At 55.8% G+C, this 22,052-nt stretch carries 19 protein-coding genes; 14 read left to right on the forward strand and 5 right to left on the reverse strand.

Annotated elements, in window-relative coordinates:
* Positions 1-221: 221 nt before the first annotated feature.
* Together ACI43T_RS09305 and ACI43T_RS09310 are read left to right on the forward strand one after the other, a co-directional pair.
* Positions 222-1,781: a diflavin oxidoreductase gene (locus ACI43T_RS09305; protein ID WP_405386667.1), complete on the forward strand. Its 1,560-nt coding sequence runs from the start codon at positions 222-224 to the stop codon at positions 1,779-1,781.
* 159 nt (positions 1,782-1,940) lie between these two features.
* The gene (locus tag ACI43T_RS09310; RefSeq protein ID WP_003779993.1) at positions 1,941-3,119 is read left to right on the forward strand and encodes a phosphoglycerate kinase; all 1,179 of its coding nucleotides are present in this window, start codon (positions 1,941-1,943) and stop codon (positions 3,117-3,119) included.
* 935 nt (positions 3,120-4,054) lie between these two features.
* Here ACI43T_RS09310 and ACI43T_RS09315 read toward each other — a convergent pair.
* The 3 genes from ACI43T_RS09315 to ACI43T_RS09325 form a co-directional block, all read right to left on the reverse strand.
* Positions 4,055-4,576 (reverse strand): c-type cytochrome, encoded by a 522-nt coding sequence (locus ACI43T_RS09315; protein WP_314105318.1) that lies wholly within the window; start codon positions 4,574-4,576, stop codon positions 4,055-4,057.
* A 187-nt stretch (positions 4,577-4,763) separates the two neighbouring features.
* Positions 4,764-5,048, reverse strand: coding sequence for a GIY-YIG nuclease family protein (locus tag ACI43T_RS09320; protein WP_314105316.1), 285 nt, complete (start codon positions 5,046-5,048; stop codon positions 4,764-4,766).
* Positions 5,045-5,935 carry a LysR family transcriptional regulator gene (locus ACI43T_RS09325; RefSeq protein WP_314105314.1) on the reverse strand — a complete coding sequence of 297 codons (891 nt, stop codon included), beginning with the start codon at positions 5,933-5,935 and terminating at the stop codon, positions 5,045-5,047. Before ACI43T_RS09325 ends, ACI43T_RS09320 begins: the two co-directional genes overlap by 4 nt.
* A gap of 120 nt (positions 5,936-6,055) precedes the next feature.
* On the opposite strand from ACI43T_RS09325, the gene ACI43T_RS09330 reads away from it, so the two are divergent.
* From ACI43T_RS09330 to adhE, 4 genes are all read left to right on the forward strand, one after another.
* On the forward strand, positions 6,056-6,712 hold the full coding sequence (locus ACI43T_RS09330; RefSeq protein WP_405386671.1) for an NAD(P)-dependent oxidoreductase: 657 nt from the start codon (positions 6,056-6,058) through the stop codon (positions 6,710-6,712).
* A gap of 87 nt (positions 6,713-6,799) precedes the next feature.
* Positions 6,800-7,285, forward strand: a complete 486-nt coding sequence (locus ACI43T_RS09335; protein ID WP_405386673.1) for a nuclear transport factor 2 family protein — start codon at positions 6,800-6,802, stop codon at positions 7,283-7,285.
* A 120-nt stretch (positions 7,286-7,405) separates the two neighbouring features.
* A complete protein-coding gene (gene dinG, locus ACI43T_RS09340; protein WP_405386712.1) occupies positions 7,406-9,556 on the forward strand; it encodes an ATP-dependent DNA helicase DinG in 2,151 nt (716 codons plus the stop codon).
* Between the two features lie 455 nt (positions 9,557-10,011).
* Positions 10,012-12,627 (forward strand): bifunctional acetaldehyde-CoA/alcohol dehydrogenase, encoded by a 2,616-nt coding sequence (adhE, locus tag ACI43T_RS09345; protein WP_405386675.1) that lies wholly within the window; start codon positions 10,012-10,014, stop codon positions 12,625-12,627.
* Positions 12,628-12,754: 127 nt separating this feature from the next.
* Here the strand turns inward: adhE and ACI43T_RS09350 are convergent, their stop codons facing one another.
* Both ACI43T_RS09350 and bioH read right to left on the reverse strand, forming a co-directional pair.
* A complete protein-coding gene (locus ACI43T_RS09350; RefSeq protein ID WP_405386677.1) occupies positions 12,755-13,549 on the reverse strand; it encodes a class I SAM-dependent methyltransferase in 795 nt (264 codons plus the stop codon).
* A gap of 257 nt (positions 13,550-13,806) precedes the next feature.
* Positions 13,807-14,553: a pimeloyl-ACP methyl ester esterase BioH gene (bioH, locus tag ACI43T_RS09355; RefSeq protein WP_405386679.1), complete on the reverse strand. Its 747-nt coding sequence runs from the start codon at positions 14,551-14,553 to the stop codon at positions 13,807-13,809.
* Here bioH and ACI43T_RS09360 point away from each other — a divergent pair.
* The 8 genes from ACI43T_RS09360 to prfB all read left to right on the forward strand — a co-directional run bounded on the left by ACI43T_RS09360 (position 14,552) and on the right by prfB (position 21,925).
* The gene (locus ACI43T_RS09360; protein WP_405386681.1) at positions 14,552-15,274 is read left to right on the forward strand and encodes a ComF family protein; all 723 of its coding nucleotides are present in this window, start codon (positions 14,552-14,554) and stop codon (positions 15,272-15,274) included. The genes bioH and ACI43T_RS09360 overlap by 2 nt on opposite strands.
* Before the next feature lie 63 nt (positions 15,275-15,337).
* On the forward strand, positions 15,338-15,802 hold the full coding sequence (trmL, locus tag ACI43T_RS09365; protein ID WP_293278115.1) for a tRNA (uridine(34)/cytosine(34)/5-carboxymethylaminomethyluridine(34)-2'-O)-methyltransferase TrmL: 465 nt from the start codon (positions 15,338-15,340) through the stop codon (positions 15,800-15,802).
* A 147-nt stretch (positions 15,803-15,949) separates the two neighbouring features.
* On the forward strand, positions 15,950-16,618 hold the full coding sequence (locus ACI43T_RS09370) for a septal ring lytic transglycosylase RlpA family protein (RefSeq protein WP_405386714.1): 669 nt from the start codon (positions 15,950-15,952) through the stop codon (positions 16,616-16,618).
* 206 nt (positions 16,619-16,824) lie between these two features.
* Positions 16,825-17,406 carry a Holliday junction branch migration protein RuvA gene (ruvA, locus tag ACI43T_RS09375; protein WP_405386684.1) on the forward strand — a complete coding sequence of 194 codons (582 nt, stop codon included), beginning with the start codon at positions 16,825-16,827 and terminating at the stop codon, positions 17,404-17,406.
* A 58-nt stretch (positions 17,407-17,464) separates the two neighbouring features.
* Complete coding sequence (locus ACI43T_RS09380) at positions 17,465-17,692, forward strand: methionine-binding protein (protein WP_377081146.1); 228 nt, start codon at positions 17,465-17,467, stop codon at positions 17,690-17,692.
* Positions 17,693-17,846: 154 nt separating this feature from the next.
* Positions 17,847-19,703 (forward strand): ABC transporter ATP-binding protein, encoded by a 1,857-nt coding sequence (locus tag ACI43T_RS09385; protein WP_405386686.1) that lies wholly within the window; start codon positions 17,847-17,849, stop codon positions 19,701-19,703.
* Between the two features lie 47 nt (positions 19,704-19,750).
* The gene (locus ACI43T_RS09390) at positions 19,751-20,668 is read left to right on the forward strand and encodes a patatin-like phospholipase family protein (RefSeq protein WP_405386688.1); all 918 of its coding nucleotides are present in this window, start codon (positions 19,751-19,753) and stop codon (positions 20,666-20,668) included.
* Positions 20,669-20,821: 153 nt separating this feature from the next.
* Positions 20,822-21,925: a peptide chain release factor 2 gene (gene prfB, locus ACI43T_RS09395; RefSeq protein ID WP_377081143.1), complete on the forward strand. Its 1,104-nt coding sequence runs from the start codon at positions 20,822-20,824 to the stop codon at positions 21,923-21,925.
* The last annotated feature ends 127 nt before the right edge of the window (positions 21,926-22,052 follow it).

The following is a 22,052-nucleotide window of genomic DNA, read 5'->3' on the forward strand; positions in this document are numbered from 1 at the left end:
AACGGGATAATAAGAATGCGCATTATAACCGATATGTTCGGACAGCAAAAACAGGCCGTCTGAAACCGGTTTTTAGACGGCCTGCCTCAGCCGCAACGGGTCAACAGATACGGAAAATCCTGTTATGATTCCGTTTTTTCCCGCTATGGCCGGACAGCCGTTTCAGACGGCCCCGCGCGTCCCGCCCCTTCAATCCAACCAACCACGGTATCTGACACACCATGACCGACCCCATTCGCTCCATCCACATCGCCTACGGCTCGGAATCGGGCAACGCGCAGGCACTGGCGCAAGACCTGCATGGGCAGGCGTTCCTGCAAAAATACGACCTGCACCTTTCCGATCTCAACAGCCTCGATTTGTCCGCCCTCGGCGCAGACAGCCTGCTGCTGGTCATCACCAGCTCGTTCGGCGAAGGCGGGCCGCCGTCCAACGCCGACGGCTTTTCAGACGGCCTCCGCGCCCTCGGCAGCCTGCCGGTACGCTATTGCGTGTTCGGACTGGGCGATACTTCGTATCCCGCGTTTTGCGGCTTCAGCAAATCCCTTGCCGCCGCACTTGTGGAGAAACAGGCGCAAGCGCTTATCGACCCCGTCGAAGCCGATTTGGACTACTGGGCCATTTACCGCCAATGGCTGCCGCTGCTGCAAACCGCGCTGGAAAACCCGACCGGCCGGCCGCTGACGCACCGCCTCTCCGTTACCGCATACGGTAGAAACACCGCGTACAGCGCACAAGTGCTCTCGTGCGAACGCATGGCCGCCTCCGAGCCGGAGGTATACCGCCTGCGCCTCGACCTGACCGGCAGCGGCATCGCCTATCAGGCGGGCGACCTGCTCTACGTCAACGCCTCCCAACCCGACGCGCTGCTGGACGAATACGCCGCCTATTTCGGCAGCGAAGAAGCACGCACGCTGCTGAAACACAAAGAACTCCGTCTGTTGGACAAAACCCTGTTGCGCGGTTTGGCCAAAATCTGCGACAACGCCGAACTGAAAAACCTGTTGAAAATTTCCAATAAAAAAGCGTTGGAACAATACATCCACGGGCACGATCTGCTCGACGTGCTGCGCACTTTCGACCCCGACAAAAAAATCACGCTGGCACAACTGGCCGAAGCCGCCGCCGACATCAACCCCCGCGCCTATTCCGCCGCCACCTGCGGCCGTACCCATCCCGACCACATCGAAATCTGCGTCCGCCGTATCCGCTACCGGCTCGACGGCAGGGACTACCAAGGCACCGCAAGCAGCCTGTTGTGCGGCATCGGAGCAGGCAGCCGCATCGAAGTGTTCGCCAAATCCAATACCAACTTCCACCTGCCCGCATCCGGCAACGCCCCCATAGTGATGATAGGTGCAGGTACCGGCATCGCACCGTTTGTCGGCTTCCTGCAAAACCTGACCTCCGCCGCACCGCGTCCCGAAAGCTACCTCTTTTTCGGCGAACGCCGCGAAGCCGCCGACTTCCTCTACCGCGAAGAGCTGCAAGCCTACCTTGAACAGGGCGTACTGACCGGACTCTACACCGCCTTTTCGCGCGACGGCGCGGAAAAATATTATGTGCAGGGCGCCCTCCGCGCCCAAGGCAGACTGGTTTGGGCGCTCATAGAACGCGGCGCATATTTCTACATCTGCGGCGGCAAAAACATGGCCAAAGCGGTTGAAGAAACCCTCATCCGCATTTCCGAAGAAATCGGCGGGCGCACCGGCGGCAACATGTTCGACAACATCGTCGCCGACCTCACCGGTGCGGGCAGGCTGCTGAAGGATATTTATTGATATCCGCAATCGCATAAGGCCGTCTGAAACCTTTTCAGACGGCCTTTTTCTTCTGACCGAAGTCAAGCGCAGGCAAATCCCGCCTTTACCGATGCGCCCCGTTCGCGGATAATTGAGAACATTCCCATTTCCGTTTCCAACTTTGATAAAGGATACATCATGGCATTTCTGAAACTGACCGAACAAAACGTGCAGGGCAAAACCGTCCTCATCCGCGCCGATATGAACGTGCCGTTCAAAGACGGCAAAATCAGCGACGACACCCGTATCCGCGCCTCGCTCGCGTCCATCAAATACTGCCTGGACAACGGCGCGTCCGTTATCGTGATGACCCACTTGGGCCGTCCGACCGAAGGCGAGTTCCACCCCGAAGACGATGTCGCCCCCGTTGCCGCGCACTTGGGCGGCCTGTTGGGCAAAGACGTGAAAGTATTGAACGACTGGCGTGAAAACAAACCCGCCCTGAACGCGGGCGATGTCGTCATGCTGCAAAACGTGCGCATCAACAAAGGCGAGAAGAAAAACGATTTGGAACTGGGCAAAGCCTATGCCGCCTTGTGCGACGTGTTCGTTAACGACGCGTTCGGCACCGCCCACCGCGCCCAAGCCTCGACCGAAGCCGTCGCCCAAGCCGCGCCCGTTGCCTGCGCCGGCGTATTGATGGCAGGCGAACTCGACGCTTTGGGCAAAGCCCTGAAACAGCCTGCGCGCCCGATGGTGGCGATTGTCGCCGGCAGCAAAGTGTCCACCAAACTGACCATTCTCGAATCGCTGGCGGACAAAGTCGACCAACTCATCGTTGGTGGCGGTATCGCCAACACCTTCCTGTTGGCGGAAGGCAAAGCCATCGGTAAATCGCTGGCGGAACATGATTTGGTGGAAGAATCCAAAAAAATCATGGCGAAAATGGCGGCCAAAGGCGGCTCCGTACCGCTGCCGACCGATGTCGTCGTTGCCAAAGCCTTTGCCGCCGATGCTGAAGCGGTCGTGAAAGACATTGCCGACGTTGCCGAAGACGATATGATTTTGGACATCGGCCCGAAATCCGCCGCCGCACTTGCCGAACTGCTCAAAGCCGCTGGTACGGTGGTGTGGAACGGTCCGGTCGGCGTGTTCGAGTTTGACCAGTTCGCAGGCGGCACGAAAGCCCTTGCCGAAGCCATCGCCCAAAGTAAAGCGTTCTCGATTGCGGGCGGCGGCGACACGCTGGCGGCGATTGCCAAATTCGGCGTTACCGACCAAATCGGCTATATCTCCACCGGCGGCGGTGCGTTCCTCGAATTCTTGGAAGGCAAAGAGTTGCCTGCCGTAGCCGCTTTGGAAAAACGCGGCGCGTAGGTTACGGGTTGCCCAAATCCGGTCAGAAGGCCGTCTGAAAGATGTTTTCAGACGGCCTTTGCTATATCGTATACGCCCGTGTATGTGCTGTGAAATGAAACGGCACGGCTTCCTGTCATTCCTGCCTACGCGGGAATAACGGGAGGAATCGGATAAGCCGCCGGTATTTATGATTTTGTGGTAATAATAAATTAGTTTATTTTTTCAATAAACAACAGAACTGAACAAACTGAGTCGAAAATTTGTTGTCCTATTGATGAACAGGCTTCCCGAGGCAGGCTTGTTTTGCGACGGTGTCGTATTTTTCTGTTGAATCCGAAATTAAAGAAATTGTTTTGAAAGATTGTGAATCGGGACATGTTTCAGGCGGATTTGCCGGTGGTGGAGAAATCCATAGCGGGCCGCCCCCTTTTTTCGGAAGTTGGGAAGATGCGGAAAATAAATATGACCCGTTACATCTGTGTAAGTGTCGGGCTTCTGTAATGCGGGTCGGGATAATGTTCAACCGCCCGTATGATTAATTATCTGAAGGAATTGTTATGAAAAAAATCTGTTCTGTTTTGATGTTGGGATGCCTGCTGACCTTTCCGGTAATTGCTCAATCTTCGATATTCGGAGGAACCGCACCGGTCTGTCCCCAAGGCAGTAGAGTCCAATCCGTACAATCCGTAAAAGAGGGCTTCTGGCATTGGTTGCGGCCCGTCGACTACGACCCGTGCCGTCCCCCCTTCTTGACATGGTAAAACGAAATCCGAACGAAAGGCCGTCTGAAAAATCTTTTCAGACGGCCTCCTGTTTCGTGCGCGGATTTCGCCGTTCATTTACACAGACAAACCGAAGCTGCTTTCGGTTAAATAACGAACGGCGGCAAGGCAATCAGCAGTTTTACCATAAAAAACGCACCTTATTACAAGGTGCGTTTTGATCGACACGATTTAGAATTTGGCGCCGGATTGGTTAGCCATGTAGTCAACCGCAGCTTTCACTTCGTCGTCGCTCAGGCTTGCGTTACCGCCTTTTGCCGGCATAGCCTTGAAGCCTTCGAGCGCATGTTTGTGCAGGGTTTCTTTACCTTGTTTGATCCGCGGCGCCCAATCGTCATTTTTGCCTACAACCGGAGCGCCGGGAATGGTACCGCCGTGACACATCTTACAGTTGGCTTCGAAAACAGCTTTACCGTCTGCTTTGGCAGAAGAAGCATCCGCTTTCTCTTCCGGTTTGGCTTCGACAGCAGACGCTTCAGCCTTCTCTTCAGGTTTGGCTTCGGCAGAGGCCGGTTCTGCTGCCGGAGCTGCCGTTTCTGGAGCGGCCGAAGCAGCAGAACCGGCGGTTGAAGCCGCTTCGTTTTGAGCTTCAGAAGCAACGGCCTGAGCCGGCTCTTGAGCCTCCTGCTTGTTCTCTTGGGAACAGGCCGCCAGACTGGCCGCCATCATCAAAGTAATCAGTAATTTGTTCATGTTCAGCCTTTCTTGAATTTTATGATTGGATTACCGTTTTTATATAAAAACAGCTTGAATATTTTAACATACAATTCCAATAGCCTAACTCTTTAGAACTAGAAGTTTTGGCATAAATCATATTTTGTTCAAAAAGCCGGAACTTCGAACATCAAACGGTAGAACCCATAAAATTAGGCATTTATTTCTACTGCGACTGTTCGTGCAGATTTGCATGTTCGGCTTCCGCCCACAATTCCCGTTTCTTTCCTGCCGTCAGTTTTTTGATGGCGATTTCCTGTTTCAATGCCTCGCTTTTGGAGAGGCCGTCTGAAACGATACGCATCGCCGTGGGTTTGTTCAGCCGCGTATATTTCGCGCCTTTACCTGCGAGGTGGGCGGCGAACCGCTCTTGCGGGCGGTTGCTGATGCCGCAGTAGAGTGCGCCGTTTTCGCACAAAATCAGGTAAACGCGCCAATTTTCCGCGCTCATGCGTCTGCTTCCTTGGCGAAACTTTCTGTGAAAATACGGACGGCGGCTTCGGTTTTGGCGGACTGGACACGATAAGGCGTCACCAAATAGAGGCTGACCGGCGGCAGCGTCCATTCGGGCAAAACGGTTTTCAGACGGCCTTGGGCGATTTTTTCCCGAACTTCGCCGCCCACTTGCAAAGACAAACCGAAGCCGCTTTCGGTCAGGCTGCACACGGCGGCAAGATGCGTGCAGGCAATGCTGTCGGCGACGTCGAGAAAATAGCTTTCGCCGCCGTGTTGCAAGGTCGTGCGGACGGGCAGGAAGTGCAGCCAGCGGTGGGCATGAAGCTGCGAGGGATGGGTAATGGGCGAATGTCGGTCGAGATAATCGGGTGCGGCGCAAATGCTGTACGGCCAGGTAACGAGATGACGCGCAACCAAATTGGGATCGTCCAAAGCGCGGTCGCCGCCGCGTATGGCGATGTCGGTTTGGCTGTGTTGCAGGTCGTCCAAAGTATCGCTGAAATTGAGGACGGGGCGGATTTTGGGAAACTCGGTTTGCAATCGTGAAAACGCCGTCTGAAAAGCGCGGGAACCGATGACGCTGGAAGTCAGGGAAATACGCAATTCGCCGACAGGTTCGGTTTTGAGGTTGTCGATAACGGTACGCGTATCGGTAAGGGTGGCGGCGAGGCGGCGGCAGTATTCGCCCAAGGCGCGGCCGGCATCGGTCGGCGAAAGGCTGCGCGTGCTGCGGTTTAACAGCTTGATGCCGTGCAGGGTTTCGAGGCGGTTGATGTGCTGGCTGACGGCAGACGGGGTCATGCCCAGCGCGGCAGCGGCGGCGTTCATGCTGCCGTGTTCGAGGACGGCGGCGAAAACGAGCAGGGGTTTGATGTCTTGCATTCTATTTCTATTGTTTAGTTCAACTTCACAATCATAACAGCAAATCAGGGATTATCAAGCGTTTCAGACGACCTTACAATGCGTTCATCTAATCAATCACATCCCAACAAGGAGTCAAACATGAAAATCGCAGTCATCGGTGCAACAGGTTACGTCGGCAACGCAGTGGTTCAAGAATTGGCAGGTCGCGGACATGAAGTGACCGCTTTCGCCCGTAACACGGATAAAGTGTTCCAAGCGCAAAATGTTGCCGCCGTCTCCGCAGATGTCAACGCGGCGGACTTCGCCGGCAAGCTGGCAGGCTTTGACGCCGTGGTCAGCGCGTTCAATCCCGGCTGGACCAATCCCAATATCGGCGCGGATTTTACACGCGGCGCAAACAGCATCGTCGAAGCGGCAAAAGCGGCGCAAGTGCCGTATCTCTTAATCGTCGGCGGCGCAGGCAGCCTGTATGCCGCACCTGATTTGCAAGTTATCGATACGCCCGACTTCCCCAAAGAAATTTACGACGGCGCCAATGCCGCACGCCATCTCTTGACCGCACTCCTGCCGCGCCGCGATGTGAACTGGTCTTTCGTTTCTCCTCCGGCACGACTGGGCGCGGACGGCGGTTTCAGCGAAAACAAAACCGGCAAATACCGCTTGGGCAAAGACGATTTGCTGATGGACGGTGAAATTCCGGCAGGCATCAGCGTGGCGGATTTGGCGGTTGCCATCGCTGACGACGCAGAAAACAAAGCGCATTTGTTTGAACGCTTTACCGTTGCCGCCGCTTAACCGCCATCTAGTGCAAAGGTCGTCTGAAAAACTTGTAAATCAAGTTTTCAGACGACCTGCCCCTCCCAATTAAAAGGAAATCGAAAAATGAAAAAAATCATCGCCGTCTTACTGACCGCAGCAGCCCTCTCATCAACCGCCGCATACGCCGCCCCCAAAGCCAAACCCGCCCGCATCAAAGCCGCGCAAACCGAAGAAGCGCGCAACAAAGCCAACGCCCTCGCCTTCTACGACCTCGCGTTCAACCAACACAAACTGCAAGAAGCCGTCAGCAAATATGTCGGCAAAACCTACATCCAACACAATCCGACCGTTGCCGACGGCGGACAAGCCTTCATCGACGCCTTCGCTCCGTTCTTGAAAGAAAATCCCGGCTCGCGCGCCGCAGTGAAACGCATCGCGGCGGAAGGCGATTTGGTGTTCATGCATGTCTTCAGCCAAACCTCTGCCCAAGACCGGGGCGAAGCGGTCGTCGATATTTTCCGCTTCGACCGCAACGGTAAAATCGTCGAACATTGGGACGTGATTCAAACAGTGCCGGAAAAAACCACCAGCGGGCATTCTGTGTTTTAACTCGGTAAAAATCAAAAAGGCCGTCTGAAATGTTTTCAGACGGCCTTAATTTATGTACCGAAAAATGTTAAAATGACACTTTCAAAATATTCAGATCCGCAATATTCCAAAATGGTTTCGATGCTCACCGATTTAGAAAAAAATGCCATCCGCGACCATTACCAAAATATCGGCAAAAACCTGCACGGTTTCCGTCCGCGCGCTTCGCAACGGGAAATGATTGCGGCGGTTGCCAACGCTTTTTCGCGGACGTTGACGCGCGAAGAAGGCGGCGAGCCGCCCAAGCGCGAGGGCGAGAGCATTGCCGTTATCGAAGGGCCGACCGGCGTGGGCAAATCGCTTGCCTACCTGCTGGCGGGCGGCATTATGGCGCAGACGCGCGGCAAGCGGCTGATTGTGAGCAGCGCGACGGTTGCCTTGCAGGAGCAGCTGGTGGACCGCGATCTGCCGTTTCTGGTCGAAAAAAGCGGTTTGGAACTGACCTTCGCGCTTGCCAAAGGGCGCGGCCGCTATCTCTGTCCTTACAAACTCTACCAACTCACGCAAAGCAACGCCCAGCAAAACCTGCTCGGCTTTGAAGCCCCCGCCGTCTTGTGGGACAGCAAACCCAAGCCCGAAGAATTGAAGCTGCTGCACGACATCGCTGACGAATTTTCCGCCCGACGGTTCAACGGCGACCGCGACACTTGGCCGGAAAAAATCGACGACACCATCTGGATGAAGGTGAACAACGACAACTACGGCTGTCTCAAAGCCGCCTGCCCGAACCGCCCGGAATGCCCGTTTTACCTTGCCCGCGACACGCTGGAAACCGTCGATGTCGTCGTAACCAACCACGATTTGCTGATGGTCGACATCAGCATGGGTGGCGGCGTGATTTTGCCCGACCCTGAAAACAGCTTCTACTGCATCGACGAAGCGCACCACCTGCCCAAGAAAGCACTCAGCCAGTTTGCCGCCGAGCATTCATGGAATCAAGCGGTGTGGGCATTGGAAAAACTGCCGCAGGTTACCGGCAAAATTGCCGCACTCACCGACAAAGGCGAGTTGGCGAACCTTGCCGACGAAGCTGCCGCCGCGCTGCTCGAAAGCCTGCACGAATGGCAGTTCCACCTCGCCGAAGAGCCGTCTTTGGGCTTGGGGTCGTCTGAAAACGACAGACGGACCAACAGCGAACCGACTTGGCTGTGGGAAGACGGCAAAATCCCCGAAGGCCTCGAAACCACCGTTTCCAACACCGCCATCGCCGCCCGCAGCCTCTACAAACACATCAACAGCCTCAACGACGCATTGTCTGCCGCCCGCCGCGACAAAGACCAAAACAGCGCACAAATCGACCGCCTGAGTACCGAATTCGGCGTATTCCGCGCCCGCATCGAACAAATCACCGCCACATGGGATTTGCTCTCTACCGTCCCACTCGAGGGCGAAGAACCGTTGGCAAAATGGATAACCCGCCGTGCCGACGACAAAAACGACTACATTTTCAACGCCAGCCCCATCAGCAGCGCGTCCCATCTCGCCAACAGCCTGTGGCGGCGCGCGGCAGGCGCAGTGTTGACCTCCGCCACCCTGCAATCCTTGGGCAGCTTCAACCTGATCCTGCGCCAAACCGGACTGCAATGGCTGCCCGAAACCACCACCCTCGCCCTAGAAAGCCCGTTTGATTTCGACGCGCAAGGCGAACTCTACATCCCGCCCGTACACGCCAGTCCCAAAGACCCCGCTGCGCATACCACCGCCATCGTCGAATGGCTGCCCAAGCTCATTTCGCCTACCGAAGCCATCGGCACGCTCGTCCTGTTTTCCTCGCGCAAACAAATGCAGGATGTCGCCCTGCGCCTGCCCGACGACTACCTGCCGCTCTTGCTCGTACAAGGCGAATTGCCCAAAGCCGTCCTCCTGCAAAAACACCACCAAGCCATAGAAGAAGGCAAAGCCAGTATCATTTTCGGACTCGACAGCTTCGCCGAAGGACTCGACCTGCCCGGCACCGCCTGCGTGCAAGTCATCATCGCCAAACTCCCCTTCGCCATGCCCGACAACCCCATCGAAAAAACCCAAAACCGCTGGATAGAACAGCGCGGCGGCAACCCCTTCATCGAAATCACCGTTCCCGAAGCCGGCATCAAACTCATCCAAGCCGTCGGCCGCCTCATCCGCACCGAACAAGACTACGGCCGCGTGACCATCCTCGACAACCGCGTCAAAACGCAGCGGTACGGCCAACAATTACTAGCCAGCCTGCCGCCGTTTAAAAGGATAGGGTAGGGCGGACTGGCAGAGAAGCAGTGTCGGATTTTTATGCTTTTTTGTTTTCTGAACTCAAAATCCGTTCCGTTCTGAAATATTTAGTTTGTCCTAGGATTTGAATAGCAAAAGGCCGTCTGAAACATACAGTTTTTCAGACGGCCTTTTGCCATGGTTTACTGTATTTTGTAATTTTGATACATCAAGCAGCCTGTTTTATTTCAATCTCAAACGAGGGCCTGTTGTTCGGTAATGGATGGTACGAAACCGGACAGTTTGCTCCGGGTCATTTTTAGTTAGCTAAAAATCCTTTATTTCAATGTTTTGAAAAAATAAAAAATCAAATAATAGGCCGTCTGAAAACAATAAGCACGGTGTGTGATATACGTCAAAGATGAAAGTAACAAAATTACTTATAGTTATGGTAGTGAAAATTTATTAATTCCGTTATTACTCTATCTTCAAGGAGATACATCATGAACGCACCCGCCGAACATGCCGCCAGTCCTGCCGTTGCCGAAGTCAACGGGCTGGTTGAAAGAGGTTTGCAGGCTCTGGAAGAATTCCGCGCGCTGAATCAGGAGCAAATCGACTATATTGTCGCCAAATCCTCGATTGCCGCGCTGGACAAACACGGCGCACTCGCCATGCACGCCGTGGAGGAAACCGGACGCGGTGTATTTGAAGATAAGGCGACCAAAAACCTGTTTGCCTGCGAAAATGTGATACGCCGCCTGCGCGATTTGAAAACCGTGGGCGTCATCAGCGAAGACGATGTAACCGGCATTACCGAAATCGCCGATCCGGTCGGGGTCGTCTGCGGTATCGTGCCGACCACCAATCCGACTTCCACCACCATTTTCAAATCCCTGATTGCGCTGAAAACCCGCAATCCGATTATTTTCTCGTTCCACCCTTCCGCCCAGCAGTGTTCCGCCCACGCCGCCCAAATCGTGCGCGATGCCGCAATTGCCGCCGGCGCGCCGGAAAACTGTATTCAGTGGATTGAAAAACCGTCTATGGAAGGCACTTCCGCGCTGATGAAACATCCGGGCGTGGCGACGATTTTGGCGACCGGCGGCAATGCGATGGTGGAAGCCGCTTATTCCTGCGGCAAACCCGCGCTCGGCGTCGGGGCGGGCAACGTGCCTGCCTATGTCGAAAAAACGGCAAACATCCAACAGGCGGCACACGACATCGTGATGTCCAAAGCGTTCGACAACGGCATGATTTGCGCCAGCGAACAAGCCGTCATCGCCGACAAAGAGATTTATAAAGAACTGGTCGAAGAGTTCAAATCCTACGGCGTGTACTTCGCCAACAAAAAAGAAAAAGCCATGCTCGAAGACTTCATCTTCGGCGTTACGGCAAACTGCGCCAACTGCGGCGGCGCGAAACTCAATTCCGCCGTTGTGGGCAAACCGGCGGCGTGGATTGCCGAGCAGGCCGGGTTTAAAGTCCCCGAAAAAACCAACATCATCATCGCCGAATGCCGCGAAGTCGGCCCCAACGAGCCGCTGACCCGCGAAAAACTGTCGCCCGTACTGGCAATGCTCAAAGCCGATTCCACCGAACAAGGCTTGCAGTTTGCCGAACAAATGGTCGCCTTCGACGGCTTGGGACACTCCGCCGCCATCCATACCGCCGATCAAGAATTGGCAAAAACCTTCGGCACCCGCGTCAAAGCCCTGCGCGTGATTTGGAACTCGCCCTCCACCTTCGGCGGCATCGGCGACGTTTATAACGCCTTCCTGCCGTCCCTGACCTTGGGCTGCGGCTCTTACGGCAAAAACTCCGTCGGCGGCAACGTCAGCGCAGTCAACCTGTTAAACATCAAAAAAGTAGGCCGTCGGAGAAACAACATGCAATGGTTCAAAGTACCCGCCAAAATCTATTTCGAGCGCGATTCCATCCAATACCTGCAAGACATGAAAGACTGCGAAAAAGTCATGATTGTGACCGACCGTTCGATGGTCGATTTGGGCTTCGTCGATAAAGTGACCCACCAGCTCCACCAACGCAAAAACAAAGTGACCATCCAGCTTTTCACCGACGTCGAAGCCGATCCGAGTGTCCAAACCGTCTATAAAGGCACGGATTTGATGCGCAGCTTCCAGCCCGACACCATCATCGCGCTGGGCGGCGGCTCGCCGATGGACGCGGCAAAAGCCATGTGGCTCTTCTACGAACAGCCCCAAGTCGATTTTGAAGACCTCGTCCAAAAATTCATGGACATCCGCAAACGCGCCTTCCGCTTCCCCGAGTTGGGCCGAAAAGCCAAATTCATCGGCATCCCCACCACATCGGGCACCGGCTCTGAAGTCACGCCGTTTACCGTCATCAGCGACGGCGACAAAAAATACCCCATCGCTGACTACTCGCTGACCCCGACCATTGCCATCGTCGATCCCGCGTTTACCATGACCGTCCCCGCCGGCGTAACCGCCGACACCGGTCTGGACGTACTGACCCACGCCGTAGAAGCATACGTTTCCGTGCTCGCCAACGACTTTACCGACGGTCTCGCCCTGCAAGCCATCAAGCTCGTGTTCCAATACCTCGAACGCTCCTACAAACACGGCGCGTCCGACCCCGAAGCGCGCGAACACATGCACAACGCCTCCACCATCGCAGGCATGGCGTTCTCCAACGCATTCCTCGGCATCAACCACTCGATGGCGCACAAAATCGGCGGCAAATACCACGTTCCGCACGGCCGCGCCAACGCCATCCTGCTGCCGCACGTCATCCGCTACAACGGCACGCGCCCGCAGAAAACCGCCACCTGGCCGAAGTACAACTACTACAAAGCTGACCTGAAATATCAGGAAATCGCCCGTACCTTAGGCCTGCCGTGCGCCACCCCCGCCGAAGGCGTGGAATCCTTCGCCCGCGCCTGTCATGAACTGGCAGTCAACGTCGGCATCAAAATGTCGTTCAAAGAACAAGGCCTCGACGAAAAAACCTTCATCGACGGCCGCAAAGAATTGGCACTGCTGTCCTTTGAAGACCAATGCACCCCCGCCAACCCGCGTCTGGCATTGGTTGCTGACCTGGAAGAAATCCTGACCAAAGCCTATTACGGCGAATAAAGCAGGGCTAGATGCCGGATGGGAAACCCGATTCCGGCAAACGGCGCAGAGGCCGTCTGAAACCAAGTTTCAGACGGCCTCTGCTTTTGGCGGCATCGGAAGTTGCGTTTGTTTGACGGTTTGTGTTTTACCCCTGCCCTTTCGGAAAAAAGCGCACCACATTTTCCCCCTGCGGCAACACCAGTTTTTTCACGGCATGACCGTACACGGTTTCGAGCGTGACGGTCAGACCGCCTTCGGTTTCAAAAATCTTATCCACAAACGCTTCAGCCGCTTGGTCATCGCTGAATTTCAAGGCGTGCCACAAGCCCAAGGTTTCCATGTCCTGCCGGAACGTCGCCGCCTTGCGGTAACTCAATTCGAGCTTGGCGGTATCGGTAACGGGGTCGTAGAAACCGTTGTCGGCAAGCATGTCGCCGAGGTCGTGCATATCGATTAAGGTCGGCGTTTCACACGCTATCCCTGCGCTTTTCAGACGGCCTGTCAGTTCGGTCAGGCTGTCGCGGCCGAAATGGGTGAAGAATAATAAACCGTCTGTTTTCAAAGCATTTGCCCAGTTTTTGAGGACGGGCAGGATTTCGTCTGCACGGGGCAGGCTGAGGTTCGCCCACAACATATCGGCAGAGGCTTCGGGCAGCGGGTCGGTCAGGGCTTGGCAGTGTTGCGGGACAGTTTTGCCGGTAAGTTTTTGCCAAAACCCGCTTTTGCGCGCGGCTGCGGCGGTTTGGAGGAAGTCGGCGCGCGGGTCGTATTCTTCGAATACCGCGTTCGGATAGCGCGCGGCAAGAAGGCTGCGGCTGATGTCTGCGTCCGCACCGACCAGCAGGATGCGCTTGGGCGCGTGGCGGACGATTTGCAGCCGCTCGTCAGTGTCTTGGGCGAGATGGCGGTGGATTTGCCAGCGTTTGTCTTGGGGGTTCATGTTTCAGACGGCCTTTTTTTCTTTTTTGAAGGGTTGGTTTTTGTACCGTTGTTGATGTTTGTATAGGGATGCGGTTCTATGTTCTTATGCCGCGTTCCGAAAACCACCCTAATCCTAACCTTCGTATGTCGTCATTCCTGCTTGCGCGGGAATGACGAAACGGGTGTTTTCTATTTTAATCTACTATAAATAGAAAATTTCCTTAATCCTTAAATTCCGGACTGATGTTTGTGCGGAAATAATAGCAAAAGAGCTTTTCAGACGGCCTTTTCGACGAATCCGCGGTAGCGTTCGGCAAATTCGTCGGCGTGGCTCAAAAACGGGGCATGTGCCGCTTTTTCCATCAATACCAATTCGCTGTCCGCCAGATGGCGGTTGAGGTATTCGCCCATGCGCGGCGGGGTGATGGCGTCTTTTTGTCCGAACACCAAAAGCGACGGGGTTCGGATATGGGCGAGCAGGGGGCGGGCATCGGCCTGATTGACGGCATCCAGCGCCGCTTGCAGGGCGGCAGGTGTGCCGTGGCGGGAGAGGTCGGGCAGGATTTTGTGTAAGATTTCGGCGGAATTAGGCGTATGCAGCAACTGTAATTGTAGAAACTGTTTAATATGTTTGGCATAATCCTGCTGGAACGCGCCGACCATCTTGCCCAAAGCGGGATTGGACAGGCCTTCGGGGTAATCCGTGTCGGCAGTGAGGCGGGCGAAACCGGCGGTCAGGCAGAGCGAACGGATTTTGTCGGGATAAAGCGCGGCGAGATACAGCGCGACCAGGCCGCCGAGCGACCAGCCGAGGATGTGGGCGGGCGCGTCGATTTGTGCGGCGAAGGTTTCGGCAATCGCGGCAATGTCGAAAGGTTCGGCAAAGGGCGCGTCGCCGTGTCCGGGCAAATCGAGCGCGCGGATTTGCCAGTCGGCGGGCAGGCGCGGGATGAGGTCGTCGAAGACGTGGCGGTTCGCCGCCCAACCGTGTATCAGATAAATTTTTTTGGCGGAGTGTGGCATGGGTGTTTTCTCTTGGTGGCGCAGATTGAAGCCGTCAAACGCGCGGCGTTGCGTATTATGCCATGATTCGGCACCGGCTTCAGACGGCCTGTGTGCGGGTTGTGCGGGCGATTTGGCATCGGCGTTTACCGATCCGGCGGCGAGTTGTCCGCTTTGTTTCGGGTTCAGTGCGGGCGCGGCGGTGTGCGGCCGGTGTCAGAAAAAGCCGCCGCGGTTTGAGCGGCTGTGGGCTTCGGTGTATTATGAGCCGCCCGTCAGCAGCATGATTCATCAATTTAAGCATCTGGCGGATTTGAGCATGTTGCCGCCGCTGGCCGGTTTGATGATGCGCCATGCGCCCGACTGGCTGCACGGCGAACGGATAGATTTCGTGCTGGCGATGCCGTTGAGCAGGGAGCGGCGGATTTACCGCGGTTTCAATCAGAGCGACGAGCTGGTTTCGCAACTGGCGGCGCATTACGGCTGGCAGGTTTTGCCGCGCGGCACGGTATCCCGCGTGCACGGGGCGCCGCAAAGTACGCTGAAGGGCAGCGAGCGGCTGCGCAATGTGAAAAACACATTTTCCGTAGAAAATGATGTTTTCAAAAAACGTAACATATTGTTAATAGACGATGTTGTAACGACGGGTTCGACATTCGGCGAACTGGCGCAAACGCTGAAAAAATCGGGCGCGGCGAAAGTTTTTTGCTGGTCGCTGGCTCGCGCGCAAATGAAAAAATAACCAAAGTTTTTTGACACAGGCCGCTCCCTGTGGCATTGTTCTAAGGCTAAGTAGCTGATTTATATGTTTACTATCGTTTTGTACCAACCCGAAATCCCGCCCAACACGGGCAATATCATCCGACTGTGCGCCAATACCGGCGCCGATTTGCACTTGGTCAAACCCTTGGGCTTCCCTTTGGATTCCAGCAAAATGAAACGTGCGGGGCTGGATTACCACGAGTTTGCAAAACTGACGGTACACGAGAATTTCGAAGACTGCCTGAAGGCGCTGGAAGGCCGCCGCATCTTTGCGTTGACCACCAAAGGCAAAACCCGCCCCGACGAGGCATCCTTCAAAGAAGGCGATGTTTTTTTGTTCGGCCCCGAAACACGCGGCCTGCCCGCCGAAATTCTCGACAGCCTGCCCGCAGAGCGTAAACTGCGCCTGCCGATGCGGCCCGGAAGCCGCAGTATGAACCTTTCCAACACAGCCGCCGTGATGCTGTTCGAAGCGTGGCGGCAAAACGATTATCAGGGCGGAATCTGATTTCCCGCGGCAACGGGGCCGTGCGGAGGCCGTCTGAAATCGAAACAGACGTTATCAACTCAAGAACGGAACTATGTTTTGACTTTCATCCGAAACACCTTTTTACACCATGCCTTGTTTATTGCGCTGACTGCTTTCGCAGTCGGTATGCTTCCTGCCGCGGCAAATGCGGCGGATACGGTAATCCGTGCCGAAAAGCTGCATTCTTCGGCCAACCTCAGCTATAAAGTAGCGGGTAAGCGCTACACGCCGTTAACCAAAGTTTCCTCATTCAGCCAAACCGGCAAAGCCTCATGGTACGGCAACCAATTCCACGGTCGTAAAACCGCCAGCGGCGAGCGTTACGACATGAACGCCCTGACCGCCGCCCACCGCACCCTGCCGATTCCCAGCTATGCCCGCGTAACCAATACCAAAAATGGTAAAAGCGTTATCGTGCGCGTCAATGACCGCGGTCCGTTCCACGGCAGCCGCGTGATGGACGTGTCCAAGGCCGCCGCGCAGAAACTGGGTTTCATTAGCCAAGGTACGACGCATATCAAAATCGAGCAGGTGCTGCCGGGCAGCGAAACCGCCATGTCGGATATGCTGAAAAAAGACATTTATGTCGATTTGAAGAGCTTTGGCAGCGAAAGCGAAGCCTTGGCCTATATGAACCAGACCGGCCGCAACCTGTCGTCCGCCGATATGGCGTCGAAAGTGTCGGTTGAAAAACGCGGAGGCAGTTATGTGGTGCGGATGGGGCCGTTTGCCGCGCAGGAGCGTGCCGACGAAGCCGAGAGCCGCGCGCGCATGGTGGTGCAGAACGCTATTTGAACCGCCTTGCGGTACGGGATGCCAGAGGCCGTCTGAAAGTTGTGTTTTCAGACGGCCTCTGATTGCGAGGAGGGTCTGCAGCATCGGAACGGCCGGTGCCGCCGCGCGATTTCGTCCCGTCGCGGCGATTAAAGTCTGATACAATTTAGGCCGTCTGAAACCGATGGTTTCCGTTTCAGACGGCCTTTTACATTCAGGAAAACAACATGATCGGCAGGCTCAAAGGCATACTTGTTGAAAAAAATCCGCCACAGGCCGTTATCGACGTCAACGGCGTGGGTTACGAGGTGGACGTGTCCATGCAGACTTTCTACCGTCTGCCCGCAACCGGCGAGGCGGTGCAGCTTTACACCCAGCTTGTCGTGCGCGAAGACGCGCATTTGCTGTTCGGCTTCGCCACAGCGGACGAACGCGCCACCTTCCGCCAACTGGTCAAGGTCAGCGGCATCGGCGCCAAAACCGCACTGGGCATCCTTTCGGCCATGAGTGCCGACGAGCTGGCGCAGGCCGTTGCCGAAGAAGACGTCAAACGCCTTTCCTCCGCGCCGGGCATCGGTAAGAAAACCGCCGAACGCATGGTGCTGGAGTTGCGCGGCAAGCTCGTTTCCGCCGTTTCAGACGGCCCGGCCGCGTTATCCGCCGCCGTAGACGAAACCGACGACATCGTCAGCACGCTGCTGGCGCTGGGTTACAGCGAGCGCGAGGCCAAAGCCGCCGTGAAAGGGCTGCCCAAAGGTACGGATGTCGGCGAAGGCGTCCGGCTGGCGTTGAAAAACCTGCTGAAATAAACCGGGGCCGTCTGAAAAACCAAACCGCCGCAGAGTTTCTTGAAAGATTGGGTAAAAAATGAGTATCAAGCCTCTCGCAGCCGCGGCCGCGTTCCTGCTCGGCGGCTGCGTTTACACCGAGACCCCTTACGGACGCATGGCAGTGGTGGACCTGCCCGTCCGTTCCGAAACCACCATCAACAAAAACGTTACCGTCAATGCGCCGCCGGGCACGACCGTCATCTATCAAGACAGCGTGCCCGTCGGCTACCCGCGCCCGTATCCTTACCGTTATTACGGTTATTGATTTCAGACGGCCTTTGCGATGAGAAATACGGATACGTTTTCAAAATCCGTTCCAAAGCTAAAGGGCGCCTCAAGGCAGAGGCGGCCAAACGGTATTGAGGCCGTCTGAAAACCGCGGACGGCTTTGATAATGAAAAACGAACACGAGCAACAGAATGATTAAAAAAATATTTTCATGGTTCGAATCCCGCGTCGAAACCTATCCCGAATCCGCACCGCTGACACCTGAGAAAGGGCTGTTGCCGTTTGTCTGGTCGGGTACGGAGGGCGTGCGCAAGTGGATTCTGATATTGGGTACGATGACGGCCGGTATCGGCATCATGGAGGCGTTGCTGTTCCAGTTTATGGGCAAGGTGGTGGACTGGCTCGGCAAATACACGCCGGCCACGCTGTTTGCCGAAAAAGGCTGGGCTTTGGCGGCGATGGCGGCGATGATGCTGTTTTCAATCGGCTGGATATTTATCGCGTCCAACGTGCGGCTGCAAACCCTGCAAGGCGTGTTCCCCATGCGCCTGCGCTGGAATTTCCACCGCCTGATGCTGGACCAGAGCCTCGGTTTCTATCAGGACGAATTTGCCGGACGGGTGTCGGCCAAAGTGATGCAGACCGCGCTGGCGCTGCGCGACGTGGTGATGACGGTTGCCGACATGGTCGTTTATGTGTTGGTGTATTTCATCACCTCCGGCGTGATTTTGGTCGCACTCGACGGCTGGCTGCTGCTGCCCTTTATCGGCTGGATAGCCGGTTTCGCGCTGGTGATGAGGCTGCTGATTCCCAAACTCGGCCGTACTGCGGCGGCGCAGGCCGATGCCCGTTCGCTGATGACCGGCCGCATTACCGACGCCTATTCCAACATCACTACCGTCAAACTCTTCTCCCACGGCGCGCGCGAAGCCGCCTACGCCAAGCAATCGATGGAAGAGTTTATGGTAACCGTGCACGCCCAAATGCGCCTGGCGACGCTTCTGCACACATGCAGTTTCATCGTCAACACCTCGCTGACCTTAAGCACCGCCGCACTGGGCATTTGGCTTTGGCATCAGGGGCAGGTAGGCGTCGGCGCGGTCGCCACCGCCACCGCCATGGCGTTGCGCGTCAACGGATTGTCGCAATACATCATGTGGGAGTCCGCCCGCCTGTTTGAAAACATCGGCACCGTCAGCGACGGCATGGGAACCCTGTCCAAACCGCACACCATCCTCGACAAACCCCAAGCCTTGCCGCTGAAAGTAGCGCAAGGCGAAATCAAGTTCGAACACGTCGATTTTTCCTACGAAGCCGGCAAACCGCTTTTAAACGGCTTCAACCTCACCATCCGCCCGGGCGAAAAAGTCGGCCTTATCGGACGCAGCGGCGCGGGTAAATCCACCATCGTCAACCTGCTCTTGCGTTTCTACGAACCGCAAAGCGGCACGATTTCGATTGACGGGCAGAACATCGGCGACGTTACCCAAGAAAGCCTGCGCGCCCAAATCGGTTTGGTCACGCAAGACACTTCGCTCCTGCACCGCTCCGTGCGCGACAACATCGTTTACGGCCGCCCAGATGCGACTGATGCCGAAATGATTTCCGCCGCCGAACGCGCCGAAGCCGCCGATTTCATCCCCAACCTTTCCGATGCCAAAGGGCGACGCGGTTATGACGCGCACGTCGGCGAACGCGGCGTGAAGCTCTCCGGCGGCCAACGCCAACGCATCGCCATCGCCCGCGTCATGCTCAAAGACGCGCCGATTCTGCTGCTCGACGAAGCCACCAGCGCGCTCGACTCCGAAGTCGAAGCCGCCATCCAAGAAAGCCTCGACAAAATGATGGACGGCAAAACCGTCATCGCCATCGCCCACCGCCTCTCCACCATCGCCGCGATGGACAGGCTCATCGTCTTGGACAAAGGCCGCATCATCGAAGAAGGCAGCCACACCGAACTCCTCGAAAAACAAGGCCTCTACGCCAAACTCTGGGCGCACCAGAGCGGCGGCTTTTTAAGCGAACACGCCGAATGGCATCAGGATTAAAATAGCAGAGGCCGTCTGAAAATACCTTAATCGTAAAGGAAAACAAGATGAATAAACTCACCCGCCGCGCCGCATTAACCGCACTTGCCGCCTTGGTATTGAGCGCCTGCCCGAGCACCCGCACCCCGCCGCCGGCTGTTGTCCCGGATCAGACCGCGCAACTTCCGCAACCCCAGCCATCCAAACCGGAAGCCGTTATCGGGCTGGCGCTCGGCGGCGGCGCCTCCAAAGGCTTTGCCCATATCGGCATTATCAAAGTATTGAAAGAAAACGGCATTCCCGTCAAAGTCGTTACCGGTACATCCGCCGGTTCCATTGTCGGCAGCCTGTATGCCTCAGGCATGTCGCCCGACCGCCTCGAACTCGAAGCCGAGATTCTGGGTAAAACCGATTTGGTCGATTTGACCCTGTCCACCAGCGGCTTCATCAAAGGAGAGAAGCTGCAAAACTACATCAATTACAAAGTCGGCAACCGCCCGATTCAACAATTCCCGCTGAAATTCGCCGCCGTCGCCACCGATTTTGAAACCGGCAAGGCCGTTGCCTTCAACCGCGGCAACGCAGGCCAGGCCGTGCGCGCCTCCGCCTCGATTCCCAACGTGTTCCAGCCCGCCGTAATCGGCAGCCGCAAATACGTCGACGGCGGCCTGTCGCAGCCCGTGCCCGTCAGCGCCGCCAAAGCACAGGGTGCCAACTTCGTTATCGCTGTCGACATTTCCGCCCGCCCGACCAAAAACGTCAACCAAAGTTTCTTTTCCTACCTTGACCAGACCCTCAACATCATGAGCACCTCCGCTCTGCACAACGAACTGGGCAAGGCCGACATCGTGATTAAACCCAAAGTGCTGGAGTTGGGTTCCGTCGGCGGATTCGACCAGAAAAACCGCGCCATCCAACTCGGCGAACAAGCTGCCCGCGCCGCTTTGCCCGAAATCAAACGGAAGCTGGCAGCGTATCGGTATTGATTAACAGAAATCGAACTGAAAGGCCGTCTGAAAGGAGAGTTGCAAACGGAATCTAATGTTTCCATCGGTTTTTTCAGACGGCCTACTTGCGTAGAAAAAAGCCCGCAAATCCCTTACAATACGCCCCTAAAATTTTGAAAGAACACAAGAATCATGGAAGCCGAAGTAATCAACCAGCTCAACAACACCCTGAATGATTTGGAAAAGCGCAGCGAAGACATCCGCGTCTATATGGACTATCAGGGCAAGAAGGACCGATTGGAAGAAGTCATCGGCCTTTCCGAAGACCCTGAGCTATGGAACGACCCGAAGCGCGCCCAAGAAATCGGCAAAGAGCGCAAAATCCTCGAAGGCATCGTATTGACGCTCGACAACATCGCCTCAGGCATCGAAGACAACCGTATGCTGATTGAAATGGCCGTCGAAGAAAACGACGAAGAAGGTTTCGCCGCCGTGCAGGAAGACGTGGCGGGACTGGAAAAACAGATGGCGGATTTGGAGTTCAAACGAATGTTCAACCAGCCCGCCGACCCGAACAACTGCTTTATCGACATCACCGCAGGCGCGGGCGGTACGGAGGCGGAAGACTGGGCGGGCATGTTGTTCCGCATGTACAGCCGCTACGCCGAGCGCAAAGGCTTTAAAATCGACATCCTCGAAGAAGACGACGGCGAAATCGCGGGTATCAACCGTGCCACCATCCGTCTGGAAGGCGAATACGCCTACGGCCTCTTGCGCACTGAAACCGGCGTTCACCGCCTAGTGCGTTACTCGCCGTTTGACTCGAACAACAAACGCCACACCTCGTTTGCCTCCGTGTTCGTCTATCCCGAAATCGACGATTCCATCGAAATCGAAATCAACCCCGCCGATTTGCGTATCGACACCTATCGCGCATCGGGTGCGGGCGGCCAGCACATCAACAAAACCGACTCCGCCGTACGCATCACCCACGAGCCGACTGGGATTGTGGTGCAGTGTCAAAACGACCGTTCGCAACACGCCAATAAAGCCGCTGCGATGGAAATGTTAAAATCCAAACTGTATGAATTGGAAATGCGCAAACGCAATGAAGAGAAACAGGCGTTGGAAGAAGGCAAGTCCGATGTGGGTTGGGGCAGCCAAATCCGTTCATACGTCTTGGACTCCTCGCGCATCAAAGACTTGCGTACAGGCTACGAAGTCGGCAACACCAAAGCCGTATTGGACGGCGATTTGGACGGCTTCATCGAAGCCAGCCTGAAACAGGGCGTTTGAGTCGCAAGATAAATCAGGTTTGATAGGCCGTCTGAAAACCTTATACAGGTTTTTCAGACGGCCTCATTATTTTTAAATGCCGAACTATTTGAAAGACTGAGTTGTCCCATTATTTTTGGCCTATGAA

The organism is Neisseria oralis (assembly GCF_045062685.1).
GTDB classification, from domain to species: domain Bacteria; phylum Pseudomonadota; class Gammaproteobacteria; order Burkholderiales; family Neisseriaceae; genus Neisseria; species Neisseria oralis.